The organism is Paenibacillus sp. FSL H7-0331 (assembly GCF_001956045.1).
Genome location: NZ_MRTH01000043.1, coordinates 1 through 25,824 on the forward strand (window position 1 = coordinate 1; position 25,824 = coordinate 25,824).

Genomic DNA, 25,824 nt, shown 5'->3' on the forward strand with positions numbered 1-25,824 from the left:
TCCGACGCTTTGGCGCGCAACGGAGCAAGGTCTACGAGTGCATTACGTGCCGTTGCCAACTTGGATAAAGCTTGTCCGATCTCGTTTTCGGAAGCCTGCGGAGTACGACTCAACAGCGCCTTGCTTTCATCGAGAGCCCCGCTCAGTGCAAGCCAGCTGTCCGCCGTGTAATCGCCCGGCTTCAATGCGCCGAGGTCGATATCGTTCTGGACGGTGCTAACTGCGCTTTGCAACTGCGGGAGCGAACTGCTGAGTCCCGCCAACGCGGCTTCCAATGCTTCTTTTGCCGTATCGATTTCAGCTTGAGTCGCATTCGGGTTGTTCATCACATTTTCGGCACCGTACAGCGCTTGCTGCAGCACCGCCCAGCTTGCTGGCGTATAGTCGGCTTCCTTCAATCCTTTCGCTGCGGTCATTTTCGCTTGCAGCGCGGTTTTATCTGCGGCCGGCACCAATGCTGCTCTTGCCGCTTCAAGCGCGGATTTCGCCGTATCGACCTCGGCTTGAGTCGCATTCGGTTTAGCCAATACGGTGCGTGCGTCGGTCAACGCTTGCTGCAGCGCTTGCCAGCTGTCTGCCGTATAATTTGCCGGCTTCAAATTCTCGCCGGTAATTTGAGCCTCTTTCGCGCGTAACTGACTCAAATCGACTAAGGAGACTCGCGCCGCTTCCAGCATGGACAATCCTTGTCCGAACTCGTTAGCCGTCGCTTGCGGCGAGCGGGCAAGCAGCGCTCTCGCGTCATTCAATACCCCGGTCAGTGCGTTCCAACTATCTGTCGTATAGTCGCCAGGCTTCAAGCTGCCGAGCGCAATTTCGTTTTGAATTTCATCCGCTTTCGCCTGCACCTTGTCGGCCCCGGAGGAAAGTCCTGCCCGAGCAGCTTCCAGAGCGGCCAATGCGGCATCGACTTGCGCTTGTGTAGACGCCGCATTATTCAGTACCGCTTCGGCGTTATCGAGCGCATTTTGCAGGACGGCCCAACTGTCCGGTGTATAGCTGGCAGCGGTCAATCCTTTCGCTTTGGTTATATTCGTTTTCAGTGCGTCTTTATACACTTTGGCGAATGTGAAGGTGGAGCCGTTGTTCAACATGCTGCTGTTGATCGTAACTTGACCCGATCCATCCAACGTCATGCCTGTCTTAACACCGTCGATGATAAGATAGTACAGGACAGCCGGGTTTTCCGTTACCGTATCCAGCTTCAAGGTAATGTTTTTATCCTGCCATTTCGTTTTCTCGACTTTGAATACGCGGTTCAGCATCTTCAGCTCATGTCCCGGAGCTTCCTGAACCGTTCCTTCATACTTGGCTGCCGCGCCGTTATCGCTGAAGGCGAAGAAAGACATATCCGTATCGATTGTGTTCGCGTTAAACGAATTGGCCGGCTCGATCGTATTGCCCAACGCGATTGTTACCAGCGCGTCTTTCTCTTGCGATTTGGACTGCTTTTGCAGCAAATCACTGCCGTCGTCCCGACCTATGCCGGTAATCCGTTTGCCGTAGCCGGCGTTGCTGCCGACCGTCCACATCGTATCACTGCCACCACTCGTTACGTAGTCCGTGTTCCCGTTATTAAGCGTCAGCCCGTATTTCAGTGCCAAATAACTTTCTACCTGTTGCTTTTGCAGCGCCGTATTGCTTGCCGGGAAAAGAACGATCTCGGCAATGTCGCCTTTATAATGATCCCAGTTGTTCGGGTTTCCTCCGCCGAACGTACCTCCGATGACCGGTGTGAAGTTGATTTTGTTAAACGTATTCTTTCCTGTTACCGTTTGAAGCGTGCCATTCAATCGGCCTTGTGAATCGATCGGAGCGGCTGCATCGAACGATGACATATAGTAGCGGGATGTGTCATTGAAGGAGAAACCGCGATAAGTGCCGTTCGCCCCGTTGCCAATATATTGCCTGCTGCCCCACTTCGTGAAGATGCCGACTCCGTAACCGCCTGCAACAGGCGCTGCCGAGCCGACTATCGCACCGTTTTGCTGTTTGAATACGGCGTATCCTTCCGTATACGTAATCGGATTGTTGCCGATCAAGGACTGGTTCGGATTTTGCTTCGCCGTTGCCGTATTTTGAATCGATACGGCCGGATTGAAATTGACTGCGCCTGTTTTATAAGCAGGTGTGCCGTTGACGGTAAATTGATTCGTGCCCGTCTGATCGGTCCAGCCTGAAAGCTGTCCCGCACCGTCAGCCGTTGCCTCTTTATCAGCCTTTAACCATAAGGAAGCGCCGTTTACGCCGCCAGGAGCTTTCGCTGTGGTGGCTGCTTGCGCAAACGTAAAGTATCCGTTGTTCGGTAACGTTACGTTGTTGGCTACAAAATCGCCGTCGCTTTCTTGAACCGCAATTGCCGCAGCGGTTGCAAAGCTCTCGTCGTTGCCTGCGAGCAGTTTGATATCACTCGCCTGCGTTCCGTCTGCAAAGGCATTCTTCGCAATTTTAAGCTGAATGGCGCCGACATTATTCGTGTTTTGTACTTTCCAAATGCGCTCAGCAGGCTTCAAGGATGTGCTTCCGGCAATCTGGATCGTCTGACCGAACGATGTCAACGATTTGCCGTTGTCGCCCCAAATCATATATTGCTTGTCCGCCGGGAACGCTGCTGCATTGGCAGAGTTGGTTGCCGCGATCGTACTCAGGCCGATCGTAACTTGCTGTCCGCTGTTCGTGCTGTGGCTTTGCCGTTGGTTTAGCGCTCCGGCATCATCACGGCCAATTCCAGCGATATTGTTTTTGTACGCTGAGTTGGCTGTAGCATCCCATACGATGCTGGTGCCGTTGGATGCGATGTAACGGCTAAGCGGGCCTTGCGATTGATCGATCATGTAGCCGTATTTGAGCGCCAAGTAGGTGCTGATGCGTTGACGCTCGCTTTCGTCGAGGGCGCGGTTGTACACCAAAATATCCCCGATTGCGCCCTGCCAGCTCTCGCTCAAACTGCCTACGATTGCCCCGATTCTTGCGCTGGATCCGGTAGTATTCCATGTCGTCATCGACGAGTTGTCCAACAGCTTCATCTTGCTGTATAGACTTGCCTGATTTCCTCCCGAGTTGCCTTCCCACATTCCGAACAGCTCGTTCGGAATACCCGGGCTCCAGAAGCCATCGGCGCTTGCATAAGGCGCGCCATATCCGCTCAATGCTCCTTTGCTGCCCAACTGCATCATGCCCATCATCTGATTATAATTGCCGGTGCCCCAAGAGATCATATACTTATTGGCATCTGCCGCCGCTGTTTGCCCTACGGCGATGATCGTTCTGGGAGTCTGTCCTTGCGGCAGCTTGCTTCCGTCAAGATCGAGATAACTTTTGACGCCGTCGAACTTGGCGATCGGGTTAAAGTTCACATTGTTTGTTGCATTGTTAAAGTATAGGGGCCGGTTATCGGCTGTGTTCTGAACGCCATGGTTGTTATTGACGCTCGAATCTTTCCATTCGGCCACAGAACTGCCGTCCGCTACGGTTGCCTCAATCGTTGCGGGATCGAGCCATAACGCCAAACCGTTCGTCACTCCGCCCGGAGTTTTCGTTACAGTGGCTGCCTGCGCGAATGTGAAGTAGCTCGCTGCACTCAGGTCGTTGCTGCTAATCGTAACTTTGTTTCCGGTCAGCGCATATTTGGCGCTGGTGCTGTCAAAAGTGCCACTGCTGCTGACCAGCAAATGAGTTGCGCCTGCCGGGGCCGAAGCGTCCAACTGCAAGGTGATCGGCTTGCTTGTCGTAAAGCCCGTCTTGACAGTTTGGAACACCCGATTCATTCGTTTCATATCCGTGCCTGAAACTGATGTTTGGTATGCGGTGCTGTTGCTGTCGCCGTTGTCGCCGAAGATCAGAAAATCTCCATTGTCCAGGTTGCTCAGCGCGTTTGATTGGTTAGACGCTTGAATGGCATTGCCCGCCGCAAGCGTCACAAGCGCTCCCGCATTCTGGGACACGGATTGTCTTTGGTTCAGCGTGCTTCCGGTATCCCGGCCGATGCCGGTAATACGATTTTTGTAGACGCTATTAGCAACCGAGTCCCAGACCTTTTGATTTTGGCTGTTAACATAGCTTGTTCCGCCATTATTCAAGGTAAGGCCGTACTTGAGCGCCAGATAGCTTTCGATCTGGTTCCGGTCAGCAGCGGTGCTTCCAGAAAAGACAATCACTTCCGCCAGCTCTCCGTTATAGTTCTGCCAGTTATCAGAACTCCCGCCGCCTTCAGTACCTCCAATCTTTGGGTTGAAATTGAATGGTACAAGTGCACTGCCGGTGAGCGTTTGACCTTCTCCATCCAGATTCCCTATATACGAACCGCCCGAAATATCGAACTCCGTCATATGAAACCGCTGGGTTGCAACGCTCTCGGAAAAGGGGAACCGGCTGTATGTTGAATTCGTACCATTGCCTACATAGTGACGGTTATCTTGGCTGCCAAAAACCGCCGCTCCGTAATTGGCCATCTTGTTAACTGATCCTACTATAGTTCCTTTCCCCTTGAATACCGCATATGCATCCGCATATGTAATGGTCGAGTTGCCCTTTAAATATTGCGTCAGACCGGCCGTCACTTTGCCTGTATTGCCAAACGTCACAACCGGATTAAAGTTGGCTCCCGCCACCTTATATACCGGTCCTCCGTACGTATCGAAACTTACCGTTCCGGCTTGGTTATCCCATCGCTCAACGCCGAGATCCGCCCCATACGTCGCAGTAGTGACACCTTCATCCGCTTTTAGCCAAAACTGGGCATTGCCGGCCCATGCAGGCAATGTAGGTCCGGGATCTGCTTCCGCTTCACGCGGCGCGACGATGCTGGAAAAACCGCCCGCTGCCATCGTGAAGACCAGCATCGCAGAGAGCCTTTTTTTCCAACTCCTCTTGATGTCTCCTAGTGCCATTCTTTACATCCTCCTGTTCCATTTAATAGCCTCACGGCATTGAACCCATTATACACAACCCTTCTAACCAAATTCTAAAACGCAGGATGGAGGATTCACTCTGAATGAATGTAGGAGCGATTATTTATTAAATCCTATACAATTTAGAAAAGCTTGCCGATATAATACATTACAAGTAATATCGATCCTATGGACGGTCGACGGAAGGAGGCTGAGCCTGAATGAAAGTCGTGCTGGTTGACGATGAACGGTTGGCATTAATCAGGTTGGAAAAAATGTTAGGGGAGTTTCCCGATTGCGAAGTAATCGCTTCCTACTTGAATGCCAAATTAGCGATCAGCCATATTGGCGAGTTCCAGCCCGATGCTGTTTTTCTGGATATTCACATGCCGGGATTGGATGGTTTGAGGGCAACTGAACGCATACACTCGATCGCGCCAGACACAGAAATCGTCTATGTGACTGCCTATGACGAATACGCGCTTGAGGCATTCCAACTAGGTGCGGCCGACTACTTGGTAAAGCCGTTAAACCGCGAACGATTGAGCCGAACCATACTGCGTCTACGGCAGCGCATTACGGTTAAATCGAAATCCCCGAGGGACGAAAAAGTACTGTATCATTGCTTGGGACCTACGCAGGTACGCAGGCTGGACGGGAATTTGGAATTCCTGAAATGGAGGACGATCAAGGTAAAAGAGCTGTTTGCCTACATGCTGCTGCATCGGGGAAAGGTAATTAGCAAGAATGTTTTGCTGGAGCTGCTTTGGCCGGAATTGGACGAGCGCAAAGGCCTTGCCAACCTGCAGACGAGTATTAACCGGATTCGCACGATATGGAAGGATACAGTCGGAGAAGGCTTTATCTCGATCCGATATGCCCAGAACGGATATGTACTTGAGGTGAACCAACTGCAAATCGATGCGGAACAATGGGAGCAAGAGCTCCGTCAATTGAATCCTGTTTCAATCGAACATGCATCTGAGCATGAGCGATTGCTCGATATGTATGGCGGCAATTTTTATGAAGAGGAAAGTTTTGTGTGGGCGGAAGGCGAGCGCCAAAGACTCAAAGCACTATGGCTGCAGCACGCCCAGCAATTAGGAAAATTTTACCTTTCTCAAGACCTGAATATAAAGGCGCTTAGCGTTTACCATAAAATCCAAAATCAAGATCCTCTGTATGAAGATAGTTATCTCGAGCTTATGAAAATATATGCTCGACTGAATGATACGGGCTCTGTCGACAAACAGTATCAACTTATGATTCGAATGTTGGAACAAGAAGAGGAGATCGATCCCTGTCGGGACATATTGGAATGGTACGCACAATGGAAACAACCGGACAAAAGTGTGCTCAACCATTAGTTGGCATATTTCAACACGAGAGCTTCTTTTTTTTGCTTAACCTATCTTGGTTTGGATGAATCGTTGTATCTTAGCTAATCGAATCGACTTGTCTACGTGATGGTCTTTCTTCCGGAATCATCGCTATATGTATTTAGCGGCTTGTTTACCCCAAAAATTCCTTTCACTACCAAATGTCGGGGATGCGGGAATGTGAAGAATAAAAGCGAATCTTACTCATTCTCGGCTATAACTAGTGCTGATTAGCTAAATAAGGGATTATATGGCATATTCAGGTTTGGGGTAGCTTTCCGCCGAATTTCCAGTTATACGTTTTGGCTAAATGTTCGTTATAATAAGCAATCCAAGAAGCCTTGTCTACGCCAGCAGAAATCTCGAACGATGCCCAAAAGTCTGCTGGGGCAAGCAATCGGCTACAGCCTGAACCAGTGGAACCAACTAACCGCTTTTATGAAGGACGGTGTGCTTGAGATCGACAACAACCGCAGCGAGCGCACCATTAAGCGATTTGTCCTTGGGTGCAAAAATTGGCTTTTTGCGAATACGCCGAGTGGAGCAAAGGCTCGCGCAGCCATCTACATCTCTGTTCATCATACACCCGCCCTCATCTGACCGCTGGGTGGGGGCTATTTGACACTCACGTCTTTGAACCTCACCGGATCTTCTAACCCTCCAGCCATTCGCTACGCAGGGAAAATAGCTCCTTCAGATCGGTAGTCGACATTTCTGTAATCCATTGCTCGCCGCTGCCGACGATTTGCTGGCTTAGCTCCTGCTTTTTCTCAATCATTTCATCGATTCGTTCTTCGAGAGTGCCGAGGGTGACGAATTTATGCACCTGTACATGACGGGTTTGGCCGATTCGGAAAGCCCGATCCGTCGCCTGGTTCTCAACAGCTGGATTCCACCAGCGGTCAAAATGAAACACATGATTCGCAGCAGTCAAATTCAGTCCGGTACCGCCTGCCTTCAGTGATAACAAGAAAATGCCCGGCTGCGCCTTCACCTCTTGTACATCACCTTGAAATTCGGCAATCATCCGGTCTCTGCCTGCTTTGGGCGTACCGCCATGAAGAAAAATGACAGGCTCCCCAAGCTCCTGCTCCAGTATACGTTGAAGCAGATGCCCCGTTTCCACGAACTGTGTAAAGATAAGGCATTTATCTCCCTCTTGACGCAGCTCCTGTACCATTTCGAGCAGACGCTCTACCTTATTGGAGCGCTGCTGCCAAGGTGAATTGGCTGCCTCTTTCAGCATGAGCGAGGGATGGTTGCAAATTTGCTTCAGCTTCGTTAAGGCCGCCAAAATTAATCCTCTTCGTTCCATTGCCGTTAAGCGGTCCAGTCTTTCAAACATATCCTTAATATAGTTCTCGTACAATATGCCTTGCTCCGCGGTAAGGGCAACGAAGGTTTTGTATTCGTTCTTGTCTGGTAAATCGAGCTGAATCGCCGGATCCTTCTTCACTCTGCGCAGCAGGAAGGGACGAATTAACCGCTGCACCTTTTCTACCAGCTCGGGATCATTCGATTTTTCAATCGTGTTGACGTACCGCTGCGTGAAATCCCGAAGCGAACCGAGATAACCTGGATTCAGGAAGTCGAATATCGACCAGAGCTCGGTTAAGCGATTTTCGATAGGTGTTCCCGTCATGGCGATTCGATGACGACCTTTTAGAGAGCGGATAGAAGTCGCTTGTTTGGTGTAGGCATTTTTAATATTTTGCGCTTCGTCCAGGCAGATCGAATTCCATTCGAACTGTGTCAGCTCGGACTCATCCAGATGAGACAACGTGTAGGTGGTCAGCACGAGATGATGGCCTTCGCAGGCAGTTTTAAACGCCATCCCTTTGGCCCGATTTGGACCATAATGGAGATGGATTTTCAGCTTGGGTGCGAACCGCTGTAGCTCCTTTTGCCAATTGCCCAGTACAGATGTTGGACAGATGAGTAAGGAAGGCGTACGCTCGGTTGCCGTATCGTCCGGGTTAACCACTGTCGAAGTGTTATGGTTATTAGGATCTAACTCTTCCATGTTGAGTAAATAAGTAATCATCTGGATCGTCTTCCCGAGTCCCATATCGTCGGCCAGACAGCCGCCGAGTCCGATTTGGCGTAGGAAAAGCAGCCAGGACATGCCTTCTAGCTGGTAAGGACGAAGGGTCCCTTGAAACGAGGTTGGAGGTTCAATCAACGGCGGTCGTTTCGTGTGGTTGAGAAGCTGTGCCATTTCCTCCAGCTGCTCGTTCAGCTCAACCTCCATTTGCAGAGATCGCTGCAGCCCCAAATCTTCTTCACCTGCGGAGGAGCCGAGCAAATGCAGCTCCAGCACATCGCGCAGCGTAAGGCCTTGCTTCTTGTGCACCTGCTTCATCACCTGCTCCAGCTGAGCAAGATGCGCCGGGTCCAATTGGACCCATTGGCCGCGAATTTGCACCAGTCTGCGCTTCTCAGCCAGCAGCTCGCGGAATTCCTCCTCGGTTAGCTCGATGTCGCCAAGGGCAATTTTCCAGTCGAACTGCATCAGCTGCTGCAGCCCAAACATCGCTTGCGGTGCTGTACCGACGGAAGATTTGATTTTGGCTTTAAGGCGCGGTCGAAAACGACGAATACGCTCCCACCAAGCAGGCAGAAAGACAGAATAACCGGCCTCCATCAGCCGCAGACTCCCCTTAGTCATCAGCTCCCAGGCTTCATCGGATGAGAGCTCGGTGCGAATGGCGCTGGCTGATTCGTCTTGCTGCTGAAGCACGGGGACGATGCGCTGCCACTTGGCCAGGTCTCTTGCGGCTCTTGCCAGATGAGGCTGCCAAGCCTCGGGCAGCAGGTCAAGTGTCGGTAGGAGTGCAGGCTGAACGGAATCAGCGACATGATCAGGTACAAGGCTGTGATCCGTTGAACCGTTGGCAGTATCTGTATCAGAGCTTATAGTTGAACTTGGTGCTAAACTTGCTGTTATGCTCTCGGAGCCATTCCCGCTCCCAGTCGTCTCTTTGTCTTCGACACTATCCCGACTGCTCAGGTGGACGTCATCCAAATTGGCTAAAGCCGTTGCATCGATTTCGTGCAGCAGATCTTTATTGGAGCGATCCTGCAAAATAACATGGACAGGCCAAGCGCCCTGACCATGAGTCGGCTCGCTCAGCTGCAGACAAGTACGAAAAGGAGTGCCATCCGTCTGCCAGCCGATCGAGAAGAGCCAGTCCTCCTCATCCATCCACATGTCGGAGGGCAGCTTGCCGCGCAGCATCAGCGGATAATTCTGCTCCAGCTGTAGAATGCTTTGGCGCAGAGCACCGTCCTCCAATCCCCATTCGGGGATAAGCTGATCAATCCATGCAGAAGCAAGCGGTGTTAACGCGGCTGCTGCTATCGTGTCCGGAAGATCCAGCTTCCAGCTCAGCTCCCCAGCTTTCCATTTGGTGAAATCCGGCATACAGCGGCCTTGGACCAGCGTCTCCTTCACATGAGGGGCCAGACGCATAAGCTCGCGCAGATCCCGGTTCCATTCCAGCTTCGTATGGGAGACGGCGCTTGGACTACACAAGTAGTCGAGCGCCGTCAGAGCAGGCAGATGCAGCCCCTCCATGTTCATAAACTCGGTGATTTCGATAAATGTTCCATAAAAGGAGGGTTGATGCCATGCGAAGAGCAGATGCTTCAAGTCGTAAGCGTCACAAATACCGCCATTGGGACGCGCACCATACAAGAAGAAACCGGCGGGCGTCATGGGGCGGATATGAATGGTGATCGCAGAAGGTTCTATCATGGAATCCACTTCCCTTTCCGAAGCTCTTCTTGCAATGCGCGTAGACGGGAATATCGCGTAGAGAGCAGATATATATATTCATCCCAGATCTGGGGCTTACCGAGCTTCGTATAGTACGCTTGAAGTTTTTTTAAATATTTCATCGCGAGCTTATAGGAATTCCGGTTTTTCTCGGCAATGCAGCGTTCTACTGCCTGATGGTACAGAGGCAACAGCAGTGAGGGGTTCTTCGCCTCCACCAGCTTCAAGTCCGCAGAGTACAGGTCGATAGGGGAGACGCGATTGGAAATTTGCAGATCGACCCATGACCTGAAGCGCTCTGATTTCATTAAATAGGAGGTGTAAAAATAATAGGTTCGCGGCAGCAGAGCAACCATAACCTCAACCCATTCATTGTCATCGGGCTGGCGACTGACGGCTTCCATCCAATACGTGCAAAATATGCGCAATTCCTCCTGCTGCGCCCGCTGGATCGTTGGCAGCAGCCAGCGAAGCCAATCAAGCATGCGCTCCCATTGCTGTTCCTCATAAAATCGGTGCAAATACAAGAAAAAATCGCGTGCCTCTTTCTTGGCCAACGGTGACAGCAGAGCTCTGGCTTCTTCATCACGCTGCTCCATCACCTGGAAATGCGCCAAAGCCATCAAAATGGAATCACGATTGCTAGGTTCGCTTTTCCCGGTCTGGTTGAGAGCAGACGCTTTGGCAGCCAACTGCTCCAGCCTCTTACGTTCCTTGGCCAGCCGCTTCGGCTGTCCTTCAAGCTTCCACCATAGGCTGCGGTATACGACAAGCCACTGCATGGGCGAAGAGCTGCCATTCAGCGCAAGCTCACCGAGCAGAACCAGAGTTTCATCGAGTGCTTCCGGATAACCACTTGCTATTTGCTTGCAGTCCATCTGAGGCAGCAGCAAATCGAGCTGCTCCTGACAAAGCTTGGCGATAATCTTGCTGCCGGAATCCATATATGAGGCCAGATAGGAGGCTTTGGAATCGGATATAAATTGTTCGACCTTACGCATCACAAATAACAGGACGTGCAGCTCGAATAATTGCCGTATGGAAGTCTCCCATTTGCTTGCAATGGGTCGCAAAGAGTCCTGGGCAGCATGATAAAACAATTCAATTGAATTTTGCTGAGATAACGAATATCCGTAAAATTGCTGGTCAAAGAAACGCTGCCACTGAACGGGCAACTGGTCCGCTTGAGGGGTCTCCAGCCGATCGGCCTTTTTCTCGGCCTTTGTGGAGCCTGTGGCTGCTCGTGTCTGCTGCTGACGGCTTTTAACCAGAATCGCCTGTTTAAGCTGCTGCAGAAGGATCTCAGGTCTGGCATATGGCGCATAAAGCGCAAAAATAACCGCTGCCTTATGCTGACAGTATTTCCCCTTGGGGCAGGTGCAGGAGCTTTTGGCAAATTGTTCAAGATCCAGAATGACTTCATATAGCTCGGCACCATGGGCTTGAGCATGTATCTCCATACCGTGACGCAGCTCAATGTCCTTCACTCGCCCTTTGTGTACGTACTGCCATCCGCGCTCCAGAGCCGACAGTTCGAAGTCCTGCTGCATCCGTTCTATTAAATAATTCAGTCGGTTTTTTGGAATTTGCAGCTTCAACATAAGAAACGTTCCGCCTCCGAACTTTTTGTCTATCCTTACAGTGTAACAGATTTTGAAACGAAATGCTTAATTTGGATATTTGCATGAAGAGCTTTTTTCGGGTTAAAATGCTTAGTAAGTATTTCCATGTGGTTGTGAACCCGAAGGAGTGGTAGAGGTGGGCATTAAATTTGGCCGTGAATACCCGGATATCATTAGTGATTTTACAGAGGCGCTGCTTAGCATCGACGAATGCTACAGTTTTTTGGAGATGACAGCAGTGGAATGGGAAGAGCTCGAGTCTGAAGAGCAGCGGGCATGTATTCAGACCTTGGCCGACGATTTGTTTTATGGACTGGGTACCGATCCCAAAATTCCCGTGGGCAGGTGCACGCTGAGTCACGATAAGGAGAAACATGTAATCGTTATCTATCACGAAGAAACGCTAATTAATGTCATTTATTTGGTGTGAGAGGGTGGAGACGAATGAACAAGCTGTCGGAGGAAGCGGTAACAGAGAGACTGGAAAAGGCGGAGGGGTGGAGCCGTGAGGATGGTAAATGGATATCCAAAAAGTATCGTTTCTCACGATTCCTCGACGGTGTTGCATTTGTTCAGGAAGTGGCGAATATGGCCGAAAAGGAATTGAACCATCACCCTATGATCGCTATTGATTATAAGCTGGTAACACTACGTCTGACTTCATGGAATGCAGGTGGATTAACGGAGCTGGATTTTACGGCTGCAGCTAGATTCGATGCTGCCTTCGAGATGGGGACTACGGCCCAGGCAACATAACGAGCATGATCATGGTTCAAAGACTTGAGGGACTCAGTGCAATAGCGACCTGATATTCGCTTATGTATTTCTTGGGTTCCATACCATACAGTAAAATAATTCCTTGCCTGTAGGTGTTGTCTTCGTATACGTATCGGTCTGTTCATAACCTGCTTGCTGATACACACGATAAGCACGAACATTCCAGGCGAGCACTTCCAGATCAATTTCGTTGGCTGGAGTTCTTCTTCTGGCTTCGGTCGTAATGGCTTGAACAAAAGCGACGCCGTGGCCTTGTCCACATAATTCGGGACGCATGCCGAGTCCGATTCGGGTAACCCCTACTATAGGGAAAAACTGCACAAAGCCCCACATCAAGCCGCTTTTGTCCACGATGGCACTGTACTGTTCCTTACGAAGCTGTTCATCCGCAAATTCATCCTGCTGAGCAAGCATGGTCTCCCAAGAAGGCCAGTTGTACGTATGGTAAGGCATGGGATAAGACCAGGTACATATATCACGGCAATGGGCTTCGATTAAGGGAATGAACTGAAACATGGATGCAGAATGCGCGACCATAGAGAACCTCCTTCGATGTACCTGAGCACATCATGTTTTATCGTATAGGGTCACTCCATTTTAACCGCATTCCTGCGAGCTGTCGACTTAAGGCGTTCCGTTACTGGACCTCCATTGATTAATAGTATGGTAATATTTGACTATATAATGGTAAGATGAAGACAAAGACAAATAAAGGAAGTGTAAGAGGATGCAGCATATCGTTGCTCAGGATTGGTTGTTTGAGCATGGAACGGACGAACAGATCGTTATCGTGGATTGCCGGTTTACTCTGGGTCAACCCGAAGCGGGACGCAATGCCTATGACATCGATCATATTCCCGGAGCCGTCTATCTGGATCTGGAGCAGGATTTATCCGCTCCCAAGGGCGAGCATGGTGGCAGACACCCGCTGCCTAATTGGGAAGATTTTATGCATCGGCTCGGTGAGGTTGGTATTGACTCGGAATCGACGGTTATCGCTTATGATGATCAGGGCGGAGCGATGGCTTCCCGCTTATGGTGGATGCTGCAGGCTTTGGGACACTCGAAGGTATATGTATTGGAAGGAACCTTCTCTATGTGGAAGCAAGCAGGTTACCCGGTTACCGATGAGCCTCCGGCGATGCATGCAACGATCTATGAAGGGAAGCTGCAAGAGGGATTTCTGCTTCAGATGGAGGATGTCAAGAATCGCATAGGTCGTCGAGGTACGGTGCTGGTCGATTCGCGAGAGAAACCGAGATATCTCGGTCTCGAAGAAGCGATTGATCCGGTAGCCGGACATATCCCGGGAGCGAAGTCTTACTTCTGGAAGCAGGGTCTGAATGAACAGGGCGGCTGGAAGGATGCTGCTGCACAAAAAGAACGATTCGCTGATCTTGCGTCTGCCGATGAGATAATCGTGTACTGCGGATCGGGAGTGACAGCTTGCCCTAATGTTCTGGCGCTCAAGGAAGCAGGGTTCTCTAATGTGCTGCTGTATTCGGGCTCATGGAGTGACTGGATTAGCTATGAGGGGAATCCGATAGCGACAGGAGAAGAGTAACAACTGAGGAGTGCACTGAAGGCGGGCTTAGGGACTGTGGCAGGCTGCGAATTAAGCGGCCCGAAAGCAGTCTTTTTTGTGTTTTCTGCAGCAAGCTTGCCTGTAAGAACCTCCGAACCGGATGCTGTCGAAGATGGGAGGTTGTATGTCGTTCTCTGGCAATCCGTGATATGATTTAAGCACATACGTGTATAAAGCGAGGGCGGCTGGATGAAGAAGTACGGGTTTGCTTTGCTAATAGGGATTATATTCATTACCCTGCTGCCGCTGTATGGGGTTATTCGCAATATGGACGGTTTCCAGAACAATCCTCAAGCCAACAAGGGCTGGATGAATTTGAGCGATTGGAACTTTGTGACTGATGGACCTGTTCAATTGACTGGTGAATGGGAATTTTATCGCAATCAGTTGTTGACCCCCGCTGATTTTATCGAATCGGCAAGTGCAGATAAGCAAAAGCCGGTTCAAACCGAAATGGTATCTGTACCTGGGAAGTGGAATGAATATATGAAAAATGAGCAGGATGAATCGACTGCAGATGGTGCAGGCACCTATCGACTGCGTCTGGTGCTGACACACAAGGAGTCTGCCATATACGGTATTCGGACGGTCAACATCCGTATGGCCAATCGCCTGTTCGTTAATGGTCAACTGATCGGCGCAAGCGGTATCCCGGGTTTGACGGCCGAGGAAAGCACTCCGAATAATGTGCCGTACGTCCGTTTTTTTGCTGTTAATGGAAATGAGATTGAGATCGTCGTACAGGTGTCCAATTTTAGCTATTCATCGGGTGGGATGATTTATCCGCTCTTGTTTGGCGATCAACCGTCCATATTGAAAAACCGCGAATATCATATCTTTGGGTACTTGCTTACGACAGCAGGATTTTTAATATTATCCGTATACTTTTTGCTGTTATTCCGCTTGCGTAAAAGGGAGTCTTCCCTGCTGCACCTCGGTGCGTTCTGTTTTTGGGGTCTTATGTATGTATTGACCCATGGAGAGAAGCTGATTCTGGCGGAGCTGCCCTTTATTCCTTATGAGTTGGTAATGAAGCTTCAATTGATAGCCTCCACATTCGTCTACTATTGCTTGATTTTATATACAGTCTGTTTATTTCCGAGATTCCATCAACGTGCCATAATGCCTTGGTTAAAGGTGATTGTCTCATTATTGACACTTGAGGCCATTTTTTTGCCGAGCCGCCTGTTTTCAGAGGGGGAAATTGTTTATTATGTGTTCGGCTTTATCAGTGTGGGCTATATCCTTTATTTGATGTTAAAAGGCTTGAAGCTGGGTGAGGACAATTCACTCGCTATTCTGGCAGGCTTGCAAAGCATCCTGATGATGCTGGCGATCAATTTATTCAATATTTTTGGCTCATTAGAGGATTACATATTCTTTCCTTACGAAATTCTTGTTTTTATTTTCGCACAGGCCTTGCTGCTCGCCAAACGGTTCACGAACCTATTCAACAAGGTGGAACAGCTCTCACGCAAACTGCTTACCCTGGACGACATGAAGGATGAGTTTATGGCCAGTACGTCACATGAGCTGAGAACTCCGTTGCATGGAATCGTCAATATGGCAGACTCGCTGCTCGGTGGGGTAGCGGGACCGCTGAACACTGAACAGGCCAGACATTTATCGATGATTGTTGCTACGGGCCAACGATTGAAATTCCTGATTAATGATATTCTTGATTTCAACAAGCTAAAGAACGGGCAACTGCAGATGCAGCGTCAAAAGGTAAATCTGCCTTCTGTCGTTCAATCGGTGCTGGAGGTTGTACATCATGTCAGGGACGGGAAAAACATTCGATTTGTGCAGCAGTGGCCGGATGACCTGCCGATGTTGGATACGGATGAAGACAGACTGAGGCAAATTCTCTACAACCTGCTCGGAAACGCAGTCAAGTTTACCCAGGAGGGAGAGATTCGGATTTATGCCGAGGTGGAAGACGGGGAGGTGAAAATATACGTTTCTGATACCGGAAAAGGGATTGCCAAAAATCGGTTGGACGATATTTTCAATCCATACGTCGAGCTTGCAGATGGAGACAGTCAGGCATATATGGGAACCGGACTTGGTCTGCATATTACCAAAAAACTGATTGAGCTCGGTGGCGGTAAGCTTGCGGTAGAGTCAGAGCCTGGCGTGGGATCGCTGTTTTATTTTACGCTTCCCGCAGCATCGGGTAAGCCGGAAGTAGTACAAAGAATGCAGCAACAAATCGTGTTTACTGAAATATCTGCTGCTGCAGAGGTATTTGTCGAGGGAATGCAGTCGAATGAATTTGCCAACGGAACCGTATTGATCGTCGACGATGACCCTGTTAATCTGCAGGTGCTGATGAACTTGCTGACCCTGGAAAACTACCGTGTGCTTGCGGCCCATCATGGAGCTCAAGCTCTCGATATCATGAGCCGCAACCCGCAGGTCGATCTGGTTATTACGGATTGGATGATGCCGGGGTTATCCGGACTGGAGCTGTGCAAAGTAATACGTGAGCGGTACATGCTCTCTGAGCTGCCTGTGCTTATGTTAACGGCCAGGAGCCGTCCTGAGGAAATTGTCGCAGGTTTCCGTGCAGGAGTGAATGACTTTCTTACGAAGCCTGTGGATGCAGGTGAGCTAAGAGCACGTGTCCGCACCTTGCTGGAGCTGCGCCAATCCGTACGGACCTTGATTAGTACGGAGATGGCCTTTTTACAAGCACAAATCAAACCGCATTTTCTATACAATGCCCTTAATACCATTATCGCCATTTGCCGCCTTGATTCGAATAAAACGATGCAACTGCTCCTTGAGCTGAGCCGCTATTTGCGCAGCAGCTTTGATTTTCAGAACCGTGATCAGCTGGTTCCACTTCATAAGGAGCTTGAGCTGGTCCAGGCCTATCTCTATCTGGAACAAGCCAGGTTCGAGGAACGTCTGGAGGTACAATACGATATTGTCGAACAAGGCTTCATCATGATTCCCCCGCTCTGCATCCAGCCGATTGTTGAGAATGCAGTCAGGCATGGCATTATGCAGCGCAGTGAAGGAGGTAAGGTCCTAATCGCCATCCAAAGTCAGGAGACGGGGATCAAGGTGATTGTTACGGATAATGGCGTCGGAATTCCATCCGAGCAGCTGGCTGCTGTCTTATCCGACAATGGCTCCAGCGGAGTCGGACTGAAAAACATACATAAACGGCTGCTCATGCTCTACGGGAAAGGGTTGAAGATCGAGAGTGAGTGGAAGCAGGGAACAACCGTTAGCTTTGAAGTTCCGCTGCAGGGTCCTGACATCAAGGATACAGAGTTGTGAGCTTCATTCAACTTCTTGCATGAATTGATTATATCGCTCCCGCAGCTGTGGCTGGGGGGTGATGTCCAAATCATTGCGCAGCAGCATGACGAACGATTCGTACACGTTTTGCAGCGCTGTGTAATTTTTTAGCTGGGCTAAACCCATCATTAGCAGCTCCGTTATTTCCTCAGAATACGGTTCCTTCTCCTGTGCCTGTTCCAGCCTCCCGATTGCCTGACGCTCACGACCCGTGGCTAGCTCATACTCCGCGGTTCGAAGCGTCAGGTTCAGGTAGCGCTGCAGCAGCTGATTTCTTCTCGCTTTGGCCCAACGATAATCCTGCTCATCAAAATAATGGCCCGTATATAGCTTTAAGGCAAGGTCCGCTTGCCGCCATTGGCTCTCGTTCAGTGTATCCAACCCTTCGATAGGTGCAATTTTGCTTTCAAAGAAGTCCACATCGATCGCTAGACTGTCGGTATTCAGACGGTAGCTCTCTAAAGAAAAATCCAGTGTCGTAGGCAGACCAGATTGCTTGATAATTTTTCGGATCTGATAGATGGAGGTGTGTAGATGAATCATGGCTTTGTCAGGAGTGAAGTGGGGCCAGATCTCCTCAAGCAGCACATCCTTGGCGATCCGGCTGCCTTTATGATGAATCAGGAAGGCAAACAGCTCCTTGGTTTTGGCTGTTCTCCATTTCACCTTGCCTTCAGGGTCTATACGGGGAGATAAGACAAGATTGTTAAAACAAAATACCAGAGGTTCCGGGTCGGTTGGTATCTTTGCAGTGCGCTCTTTAACCGGTGTGTAAGCCTGAATACGATTCAGTGTTTTGGAAAATCGGATGGGATCGACTGGCTTCAGCAAATAATCAAGCGCATGAAGCTCGAAGGCTTCGAGTGCATATTGCGCATAGGCGGTTATATATACAATCTGGATATTATCGTCGATTTGTTGGATATATTCCGCAGCTGTCAAGCCATTCATTTCAGGCATTCCAATGTCGAGAAATACGATATCGGTCTGTTCAGTAGCCAGATGCTCTAACCCCGCCTTCGCTGAAAGAAATTTACCAGTGACTTGAATGCCGTCAACATCTTGAAGCAGCTGTTCCAGCTGCCGCAGCGCGGGTCGCTCGTCGTCGATAAGAATGGCTTTCATCGTACTCACTCCTCGTAACAAGATATGTTGTCGTTTTCCAATTATATCACGATCGGTGATAATGAACCTCACATGTTACTCGCTTTTCCTTCGATAAGCCTCTGCAGCGGGCAAATTACCTTATTTACGCCCACTTTGCAAGATCCCCTTATAAACCTCAATAGCGCGGGCTCGTGAGGCTGTCAGCTCGACAAGAGCATGCGCCTGCGGCAGATGGATCTGCTTGTCGGATAAACCTGCAAGCTCTGGCAGCCAGCGCCGAATATAGTCTGCGCCAGGATCATGAGTAGCCGATTGGGTTGCGGGATTCATGATCCGAAAATAAGGTGCAGCGTCAAATCCAAGAGAAGCACACCATAGCCAGCCTCCACGGTTCAGAACATTGTCATAATCGCTCAGCTTGAAGCGAAAATATTGTTCTCCGTAGGTGAACGGACAGAGCAGGTTTTTGGTCAGAAACATCGCGGTTACCATGCGTAGGCGATTTGGCATCCAGCCTGTTGTATTGAGCTCTGTCATGGCCGCATCGATAATCGGGATACCGGTTCGCGCTTCGCTCCAGGCCTGGAAGTAGCGATTGTCCAACGGTGACAGATCATATCTTTTCTCGTAATGAAAATAATCACTGTCAAGCCGTGACTGATAGATGTAGAAGTCGCGCCAGGCGAGCTGCCGCAACCAGACCTCGCGCTGCTCCGATTCCAGCAGCGCTTCGTAGACGGTGCGCGTGGATATGGCGCCGACGTTAAGGTGCCGGCTCAAGCGGCTCGTCGCCTCGCGCGCGAAGCGATCGCGCCCATCGGCGTAGCCGCTCAGCCGCTCCGCGAGGAAGCCGCGCAGCACGCTGTGCGGGTCGGGTGCCCCAGGCGTCGACCCGCACCCGCCTGTGGCTTCCGCGTCGCCTGCGGCCAGCGCCGCTTCCAGCTGCGGCGGCAGTGCATACGCCTCGGCTGCGTCAGGAGCCAGCGCGACTGTGGCGAGTTGGCTCACATGCACGCTTGCGGCCGGTCGATAGAAGCGGAGCCGATAATCGCTCCACTTCCGGTAAAAGGGCGTAAACACCTTGTACGGCTCGCTGCGTCCGCTCCATCGGTGAAAGTCTCGCAGGTCCAGAAGCGCCTGCTCGTCGAAAGAGGTAACGTTCACCCGTGCGGCCTCTGCAGTCGCGCGAAGCAGCCGATCTCTTTGCTTGGCATAAGGGGTGCTATCCTCGTGAAATACGAGTTCCTCCACGGGGTGTGCAGCCAGCAGTGTATTCAGGACCGCAGAAGGCTCGCCATACACAATATGCAGCTGCTGGCCAGCTTCCAGATACAGCTGTCTAAGCCGTGCCGCATGCTGGAGAAAGTTGACGCCGCTGTGCTCCAGATACCGTTCATGCCCCAGCAGGAAGGGGTCCAGAATGAGCACATGCAGGCTTTGCTTGTGCATAGCGTGAATATAGTTGAAGGCGAGCATATCGTCCACCCGCAAATCCTTACGATGTAAAAATATAATCATGAATAGGCACCTCGTTTATAGCTTTGTACAACAGCAGTGAAGCTCGTTCGGTGCATATTGGAAATCACACGCTGCAATTATCGATTGCAATAAATTGAATATTCAGAATAATTGAATAGTTGTTTTTGATAGGCGATTCAACCGAAATTTTGTAGGGTAATAGAGGGTAATAAATGAAGAGAGCCCTGCAGCCTTGTCCGACGCAAGAGGTGCGCAACGGAAGCAAGCACTGAGGGCTCCATACAAAATGGTTCGCTCAACTGTAGAAGTATGGTGTAAGAAAGTAGGTTTCTTTCACTTCATTCTATTGATTATCTGACATAAAAGCTTCGTACTGCTCGTCAGATAAAATACGTTTAGCGGTAACATAATACTTGGAGTAGTAATTTTCATTAAGCTTGTTGACAGTAACGCCTATATTGGTAGCTGAATGGTAAAACTTACCGCCCCCAACATACACGCCAACATGAGAAATTCCTACACCGTCTGTCTTGAAAAACACAAGATCCCCAGGACGCAGATCGTCTTTTTCAACTGTTGTACCAACTTCTGCTTGCCCTTTGGATTGGTGCGGCAGTTTGATATCCAATTTGGCAAAAACGAAAGCTGTGTAACCAGAGCAATCAAATCCGTTCTTCGTCGTACCAGCGTACTTGTAAGGAGCACCCACGCCATCGTTAACAGCTTGGCTCAAAGGGGTTTCGGCAAAAACACTGCCTACTTGCACACTGCAAAACAGTGCTAAACCTAATGCAATACCAAAAAACTTCTTCAAAAAATTTTCCCCTTCCGGTGCCTACGAGGTTAGCTGAGGGTTCGGTTGAAGGTTCCCTATGATCACTCTGAAACGAGATCAATTCACCCAGATTGGATCCCCCGTTTTCCAGTATGTCGGAAATTCGGCAAATGCATAGTTTTTTTGTTACACTTAAGACGAATTCGGCGTTTACCTTAAAGTTCCTCCTTTAGTCACAAAATGTACACATTTGATGGTCGAAACATGAAACTTTCTTCAAATTCATTATAAACCTTATACAGCAAGGGTTTGAATGGGTTTGACTCTATACAGAGCTGAAATTGAAAACGCATTCCAACAATTAAATTCGACATTTTTTATTTATTTTGTAAAATTTATGTCGAATTTGATTAATAAAAAAGGGCTTTTTTGACGAAATCAGGACTATAGTCATATAAAATATTTGCAAAGCAAAAAAACCTCGGCCACGTTTATAAACGCGGCAGCGAGGCTAATTTAGGTTCGGTTGATGCATTACGGAAAGTTTCTAACTCAAGAAGGCTGATTTATTCGTGATTGGCGTTCCACAAGGCGTGCTGTGAGGTGATCGTCCACATCTTGCAAAACATATGAAGCAGCCGATAAGCCTGAACCAGCACGAGAGCCGCGAAGCCCGCCCATACGAGAGCTGATGTTATCACAAGAGCGGAGAGGGTGAAGGTGATTGACATTGTAACGATAGCCAGCAGCAGGATGGTAAGCACATTGCGGACGAGCAGCCGACAAGAAATGAGAACCGATTTGCCGCTGGCAAGCCCAAACTGCATATACATAAATAAGGTTTGTATCAGGATCAGATAAGCCACATAGATGCCAAGCCATGGCAGCAGATGCCAGCCGATAGCCGTCAAGGAGGCATGGGAGTGATAGCCCTCGATGACTTTCGTTCCCAATAGGTATAAGGGAGCGACGGTTAGAACAATTTGAAGCAAATACAAGCCGAGAAAAGGCAGACCGAGCTTGCGGATTCCGCGTACAAAGCGATATCCAGCATTTAATTCCGTATGCTCCAGCGAATAGTAGATGCCAGCGCTCAGGAGCGGGCTCAGGACCATGCGAATCAGCAGCAATGCGAGTGCCCACCATAGATATGGCACGATCAGATCGGTTTTTGTAATTTGGAATTGCCCCTCCAGCCAAAATAATTGAACCGCCTCACGGGACAGCTCGGGGCTGGGGTAGCGGTGCAGCAGCGGAACGACAATCGAGCGAACTGCAGTATACAGGATCAGCCCCCACAACAAATTATACGTAAACAATGCACAGACGGCAAAAGGCTGATTCCAAGCATTCATTAATCCGGATTTTAGCAGCTTCCACATCCTTTGTGCCTCCTCACCAAGCGACCCCGTCCAGCAAGGTCTCGATTAATTTGACGATACCTGTCTGCAGGCGCATCACAAGCTTTGAGTCCACGTCGGTTTTCATAAAGCTGTTCATACGTTTATTTTCCAATACAAGGGTATGTTGAGGGTCAATAACTGCCCATTGCAGCTGTGTCGGATGCTGCAGCTTGAACGTAACGTCACCATCGATGCCATCCCAGAGTCGATCGATCTGTGAGCCATCTGCAAAGTGGAACCGGATCGGGACCTGATGATAAGTTCCACCATACTTTTGAATCCTTACCGTATTTTCATAGAGCGGTTGTCCGTCAGCGATGATTTGTTTCGTGTGGATCCCTGTTATGGCGTAATCGACCATTTGTCCACCATAGACGAATTCGTCAAAAAACTGAGCCCAGCTCTTTTTAGTCGTATCCTCAAGTGTTTTTTGAAAATCGGATGTGGTCGGATGTTTGAACTTCCAGCTTTGAAAATACGATTTTAAAGTCCGCTGCATCATCTCGCTGCCGATCTGGGCTTCGATTGCACGAAGCACGAGCTTGGCGCGCGTGTATACATTTTCTGCGTAGGCCTCATGTTTCCCATAGCTCCAGGAGTCAAGCTTCAGTGACTTGGGATTGGTAATATAGCTGGCTTCCAGTGTCAGATTAGGCTTGACTCCATATTCCTGCTCCATCAGCTTATCCTCGGCATAGGAGGTAAAACCTTCATCAAGCCAAGCTTCCTCGAACTCGTTGCTGGCTACCATCCCGTACCAGAACTGATGGCCGATCTCATGCACGATAACGCGCTCCAGATCGAGGTCCGGCTGATCCTCGGAAGCCCCCCAGCCTGTAACCAGTGTCGGATATTCCATGCCACCTGCACCATTGGCGTTCTCGGGTGGCACGACGATTGAGAGCGTCGAGTAGGGATAGCTACCATACCACTGTGAATAGCGGGCCAGCGCTTTCTTGGCTGCGGTCATATATCGTCCTTTTAGCTCCTCGTGCTTGGGGTCCAGATACAGCTTGATGCGCACCCCAGGAATCTGAGGTGTAGCGTACGGCTCCTCGTAATAAATAAAATGTGGTGAAGCCGACCAGGCAAAATCATGCACATCATCTGCGTAGAACGCATAAGTCTTGGTTTTGCCATCGTCCACAGGCGGCTTGAGCGGAAAGCCGGTTGCAGCTACCGTATAGCTGGAGGGCACCTGAATGCGAACGTCGTAAATGCCGAAATCAGCGTAAAACTCCGAATTGCCATGGTATTGATGCAGATTCCAGCCTTCTGCTGTGCGGCCTCGCCGTCCTGCCGGCTCATAAACCGCTACTTTGGGAAACCATTGCCCTGCCATCACGAAGTCATCCGCATAACCCATACGTGCAAATACGGCCGGTAGCTTGACGGAAAATACGCCTTCGAGTGTTATCTTTTGTCCAGGTTTGATTGCTTTAGGCAGTGTGATCTTCATGAGTGAGTGGTCTTCTTTGTTGCCATCATCCGGTTGGACGTACTGTAGGCTTCCAATGAGCTCTTCGCCATCGAGTGTCTTGATGGAACTGATTTCCATGCCGCCATAGCTGCCTTCCTTGCTTGCATCGTCGCGCAGCTTGCCTCCTGATTCTTTCATGAAGGTCGATTTTTTAGAGCTGAATGCGTTGGGATACATATGGAAATACAGCTCCTGTACCGGCTGCGAGCCGGGGTTTTTCCAGGTTAACGATTGTGTTCCTGAGAGCAGCTTACTTTGGGCGTCCAGCTGAACATTCATGTGATACTCCACGATGCGGTTACTGAGCGGTCTTGGGGCTGGTGTTTCCACAGGCTTGGCCGGCAGACTTGGCGGCGCAGGGGTTGACTGGGGTGGTGCGGTCGGTTCTTCCGCCATCGCTGAGAGCAGGGCCGAGGCAGATAGGGCCTTCGGCTGATTTTGTACGTTGGGGCTGTTGTTTTGCAGAGCATAGCTGCCCCATGTGAGTCCACAAGCTAGTACAATAAGTAAGCACCATTGCGCAGCGCGGCTGCCAAATTGTTTCTTCATCTCATTTTCACCCCGTTGACAAGCATCTACAGCATGTATATGTTTGCAAAACGAGGATTATTAGCTAAAATAAACAAGTAAGACAAACTTTATTTGTAATAGGATGGTGCCTTTCATGGATATAAATAAAGATCAACCTCAGGAGCAGGCTGCAGCACAGCCTGCGGATAAGCCGAAGAAGCTGGCACTGAATATCGTCAGCGGCAAGGTAGAGCATCGCGGCTTTGGTGCAGGAGCGATTAATTTAAGCCAGATGTCGAGCGTTATCATTGAAGAAGGCGAAGCGTATCTCGATATGGGGGCGCTGCATGCCAAGAGCAAGGTGGAGAAGGGCATCAAATTCTCCGTTAACAAGGAGGATGTGCCAAACGGTATATCCAGCTGGATTGTGTGGGTGGCCGCAGACCGCAAGGAAGAGGGCATGTATTACGCTGGTGTGACCTCGTGTGAAATGCTGGTAGACAGGGAAGCGCGGCGGGGCTGGAAAATCCTTGCCGATCACGTTAACCGGATGGACTATGCGCTGAAACGCCGCATTATGCTTGACAATCTGGGTGATCAGGAGAAAGCGGCTTTGAAGAAGCTGCTGATGGAATATAACCCCGAAATGTGGGCAAATTCGAACGAGGATCTGAAGTCTGCTTTGGCTTGATTTCAGGGTTGAGTTCAATAGTACGATGATCAACTGACGGTTACCTGCAAGATCGCAGCGTATTTATGGCGATTATGTGAAGCGCATTGTGCAAGCAGGCGGGTTGGTTGTATACTGAACGCTAGTATATAACATATACTAGGACAGCAATAAGGCAGATCCCCTGGATCTGCCTTATTGTGTTGCTTATTTGCCGACAAATGAGCAGTAGTTCTTGTGGTGTTTATTGTAATAATTAAAGTCCGTTTGCGGTCAATCGTCCATCACTTGTAATTGGAATTGGATTACCCAGATAGGTTGGTTTGGGTTGGAGCAGATTCACATAAGCAAAATCCTTGTTTCTCGCCAGCACCTCACGCAGCCGATTACGCGTCATATTCGGGTATTCCTGCTTATCCGAAGCAACACCGTAAGCGTCCATTCCCATTTGTCGGGCGGTATAGACAGCGCGCATCAGATGATATTGCTGAGTAACGATCAGCACCTTGTGTGCCTGGAAAATATCCCGCGCACGATACATACTCTCATAAGTGCTGAAGCCAGCGTGGTCCATAAAAATATTTTGAGGCTGCACATTCCGTTCCTCCAAAAAACTGCGCATGGCATTCACCTCGTCATAATCAATTTGCCCGTGGTCGCCGCTTACAAGGAACCGATCCGATTTACCGGCATCTTTAAGCTCTAGCGCAGCTTGCAGACGGTCACCCAGAATGGTCGAAACCGATCCGTTAGGATACACTCTTGCACCAAGCACGACAATCACATCTGCCGTTGGAGCATCCTGGGCCTGGTAGATATAGGGGGAAGCTTTGCTTTTTACGTAAGCATCCACGCCGACAATCCAACAGATGGGCGCGATGATAACCAGGAGCATCGGCATCAGCTTGAATTTAAATAAATGCTTCACAGAACCGCTCCTCTATTTTATATTTCTAAATTGTATGGGCACGTATATGGCTATACCGATTAGACGCTTGATTCTGTAGGAAGTTGCAGTAACGGATTGATTGTTAATAAATGGGAATGAAATCCAGTAA

16 protein-coding genes, 1 pseudogene and 1 riboswitch are annotated in these 25,824 nt (G+C 49.7%); of the genes and pseudogenes, 7 read left to right on the forward strand and 10 right to left on the reverse strand.

What is annotated here, in order from left to right; genetic code table 11:
• Window positions 1-4,889: FIVAR domain-containing protein (locus tag BK127_RS35190; RefSeq protein WP_179097719.1), on the reverse strand; the 4,889-nt coding region annotated here is incomplete at its 3' end.
• Window positions 4,890-5,110: 221 nt separating this feature from the next.
• On the opposite strand from BK127_RS35190, the gene BK127_RS35195 reads away from it, so the two are divergent.
• Together BK127_RS35195 and BK127_RS35200 are read left to right on the forward strand one after the other, a co-directional pair.
• Entirely contained in the window at window positions 5,111-6,256 is a 1,146-nt protein-coding gene (locus BK127_RS35195) for a response regulator (protein WP_076237181.1), read from the forward strand.
• Between the two features lie 357 nt (window positions 6,257-6,613).
• Window positions 6,614-6,835, forward strand: a pseudogene (locus BK127_RS35200) (IS66 family transposase); the annotation flags it as partial.
• Between the two features lie 85 nt (window positions 6,836-6,920).
• On the opposite strand, the gene BK127_RS35205 reads toward BK127_RS35200, so the two are convergent.
• The gene (locus BK127_RS35205) at window positions 6,921-10,025 is read right to left on the reverse strand and encodes a DEAD/DEAH box helicase (protein ID WP_179097720.1); all 3,105 of its coding nucleotides are present in this window, start codon (window positions 10,023-10,025) and stop codon (window positions 6,921-6,923) included.
• Window positions 10,022-11,647 carry an SWIM zinc finger family protein gene (locus tag BK127_RS35210; protein ID WP_076237182.1) on the reverse strand — a complete coding sequence of 542 codons (1,626 nt, stop codon included), beginning with the start codon at window positions 11,645-11,647 and terminating at the stop codon, window positions 10,022-10,024. The genes BK127_RS35205 and BK127_RS35210 overlap by 4 nt, the downstream gene beginning before the upstream one ends.
• A 157-nt stretch (window positions 11,648-11,804) precedes the next feature.
• Here BK127_RS35210 and BK127_RS35215 point away from each other — a divergent pair, with 157 nt between their 5' ends.
• Together BK127_RS35215 and BK127_RS35220 are read left to right on the forward strand one after the other, a co-directional pair.
• Window positions 11,805-12,098: a hypothetical protein gene (locus BK127_RS35215; RefSeq protein WP_076237183.1), complete on the forward strand. Its 294-nt coding sequence runs from the start codon at window positions 11,805-11,807 to the stop codon at window positions 12,096-12,098.
• A gap of 14 nt (window positions 12,099-12,112) precedes the next feature.
• Entirely contained in the window at window positions 12,113-12,424 is a 312-nt protein-coding gene (locus BK127_RS35220) for a 4a-hydroxytetrahydrobiopterin dehydratase (RefSeq protein ID WP_076237184.1), read from the forward strand.
• Window positions 12,425-12,484: 60 nt separating this feature from the next.
• Here the strand turns inward: BK127_RS35220 and BK127_RS35225 are convergent, their stop codons facing one another.
• Window positions 12,485-12,982 (reverse strand): GNAT family N-acetyltransferase, encoded by a 498-nt coding sequence (locus BK127_RS35225; RefSeq protein ID WP_076237185.1) that lies wholly within the window; start codon window positions 12,980-12,982, stop codon window positions 12,485-12,487.
• 190 nt (window positions 12,983-13,172) lie between these two features.
• Here BK127_RS35225 and BK127_RS35230 point away from each other — a divergent pair, with 190 nt between their 5' ends.
• Together BK127_RS35230 and BK127_RS35235 are read left to right on the forward strand one after the other, a co-directional pair.
• Window positions 13,173-14,009: a sulfurtransferase gene (locus BK127_RS35230; protein ID WP_076237186.1), complete on the forward strand. Its 837-nt coding sequence runs from the start codon at window positions 13,173-13,175 to the stop codon at window positions 14,007-14,009.
• A gap of 210 nt (window positions 14,010-14,219) precedes the next feature.
• Entirely contained in the window at window positions 14,220-17,321 is a 3,102-nt protein-coding gene (locus BK127_RS35235; protein WP_076237187.1) for a hybrid sensor histidine kinase/response regulator, read from the forward strand.
• A 3-nt stretch (window positions 17,322-17,324) separates the two neighbouring features.
• On the opposite strand, the gene BK127_RS35240 is transcribed toward BK127_RS35235, so the two are convergent.
• The 5 genes from BK127_RS35240 to BK127_RS35260 all read right to left on the reverse strand — a co-directional run bounded on the left by BK127_RS35240 (window position 17,325) and on the right by BK127_RS35260 (window position 24,135).
• On the reverse strand, window positions 17,325-18,467 hold the full coding sequence (locus BK127_RS35240; protein ID WP_076237188.1) for a response regulator: 1,143 nt from the start codon (window positions 18,465-18,467) through the stop codon (window positions 17,325-17,327).
• 120 nt (window positions 18,468-18,587) lie between these two features.
• The gene (locus BK127_RS35245) at window positions 18,588-19,967 is read right to left on the reverse strand and encodes a cryptochrome/photolyase family protein (RefSeq protein WP_076237189.1); all 1,380 of its coding nucleotides are present in this window, start codon (window positions 19,965-19,967) and stop codon (window positions 18,588-18,590) included.
• Between the two features lie 304 nt (window positions 19,968-20,271).
• Window positions 20,272-20,742 carry a C40 family peptidase gene (locus tag BK127_RS35250; RefSeq protein WP_076237190.1) on the reverse strand — a complete coding sequence of 157 codons (471 nt, stop codon included), beginning with the start codon at window positions 20,740-20,742 and terminating at the stop codon, window positions 20,272-20,274.
• Window positions 20,743-20,745: 3 nt separating this feature from the next.
• Window positions 20,746-20,882: riboswitch (cyclic di-AMP (ydaO/yuaA leader) on the reverse strand.
• Window positions 20,883-21,269: 387 nt separating this feature from the next.
• Window positions 21,270-22,085, reverse strand: a complete 816-nt coding sequence (locus BK127_RS35255; protein WP_076237191.1) for a hypothetical protein — start codon at window positions 22,083-22,085, stop codon at window positions 21,270-21,272.
• A gap of 13 nt (window positions 22,086-22,098) precedes the next feature.
• Entirely contained in the window at window positions 22,099-24,135 is a 2,037-nt protein-coding gene (locus tag BK127_RS35260) for a M1 family metallopeptidase (RefSeq protein ID WP_076237192.1), read from the reverse strand.
• Window positions 24,136-24,250: 115 nt separating this feature from the next.
• Between BK127_RS35260 and BK127_RS35265 the strand changes: the two genes are divergently transcribed.
• Window positions 24,251-24,787: a YwhD family protein gene (locus tag BK127_RS35265; protein WP_076237193.1), complete on the forward strand. Its 537-nt coding sequence runs from the start codon at window positions 24,251-24,253 to the stop codon at window positions 24,785-24,787.
• Between the two features lie 235 nt (window positions 24,788-25,022).
• On the opposite strand, the gene BK127_RS35270 is transcribed toward BK127_RS35265, so the two are convergent.
• Window positions 25,023-25,694: a SanA/YdcF family protein gene (locus tag BK127_RS35270; protein WP_076237194.1), complete on the reverse strand. Its 672-nt coding sequence runs from the start codon at window positions 25,692-25,694 to the stop codon at window positions 25,023-25,025.
• Window positions 25,695-25,824 lie beyond the last annotated feature (130 nt).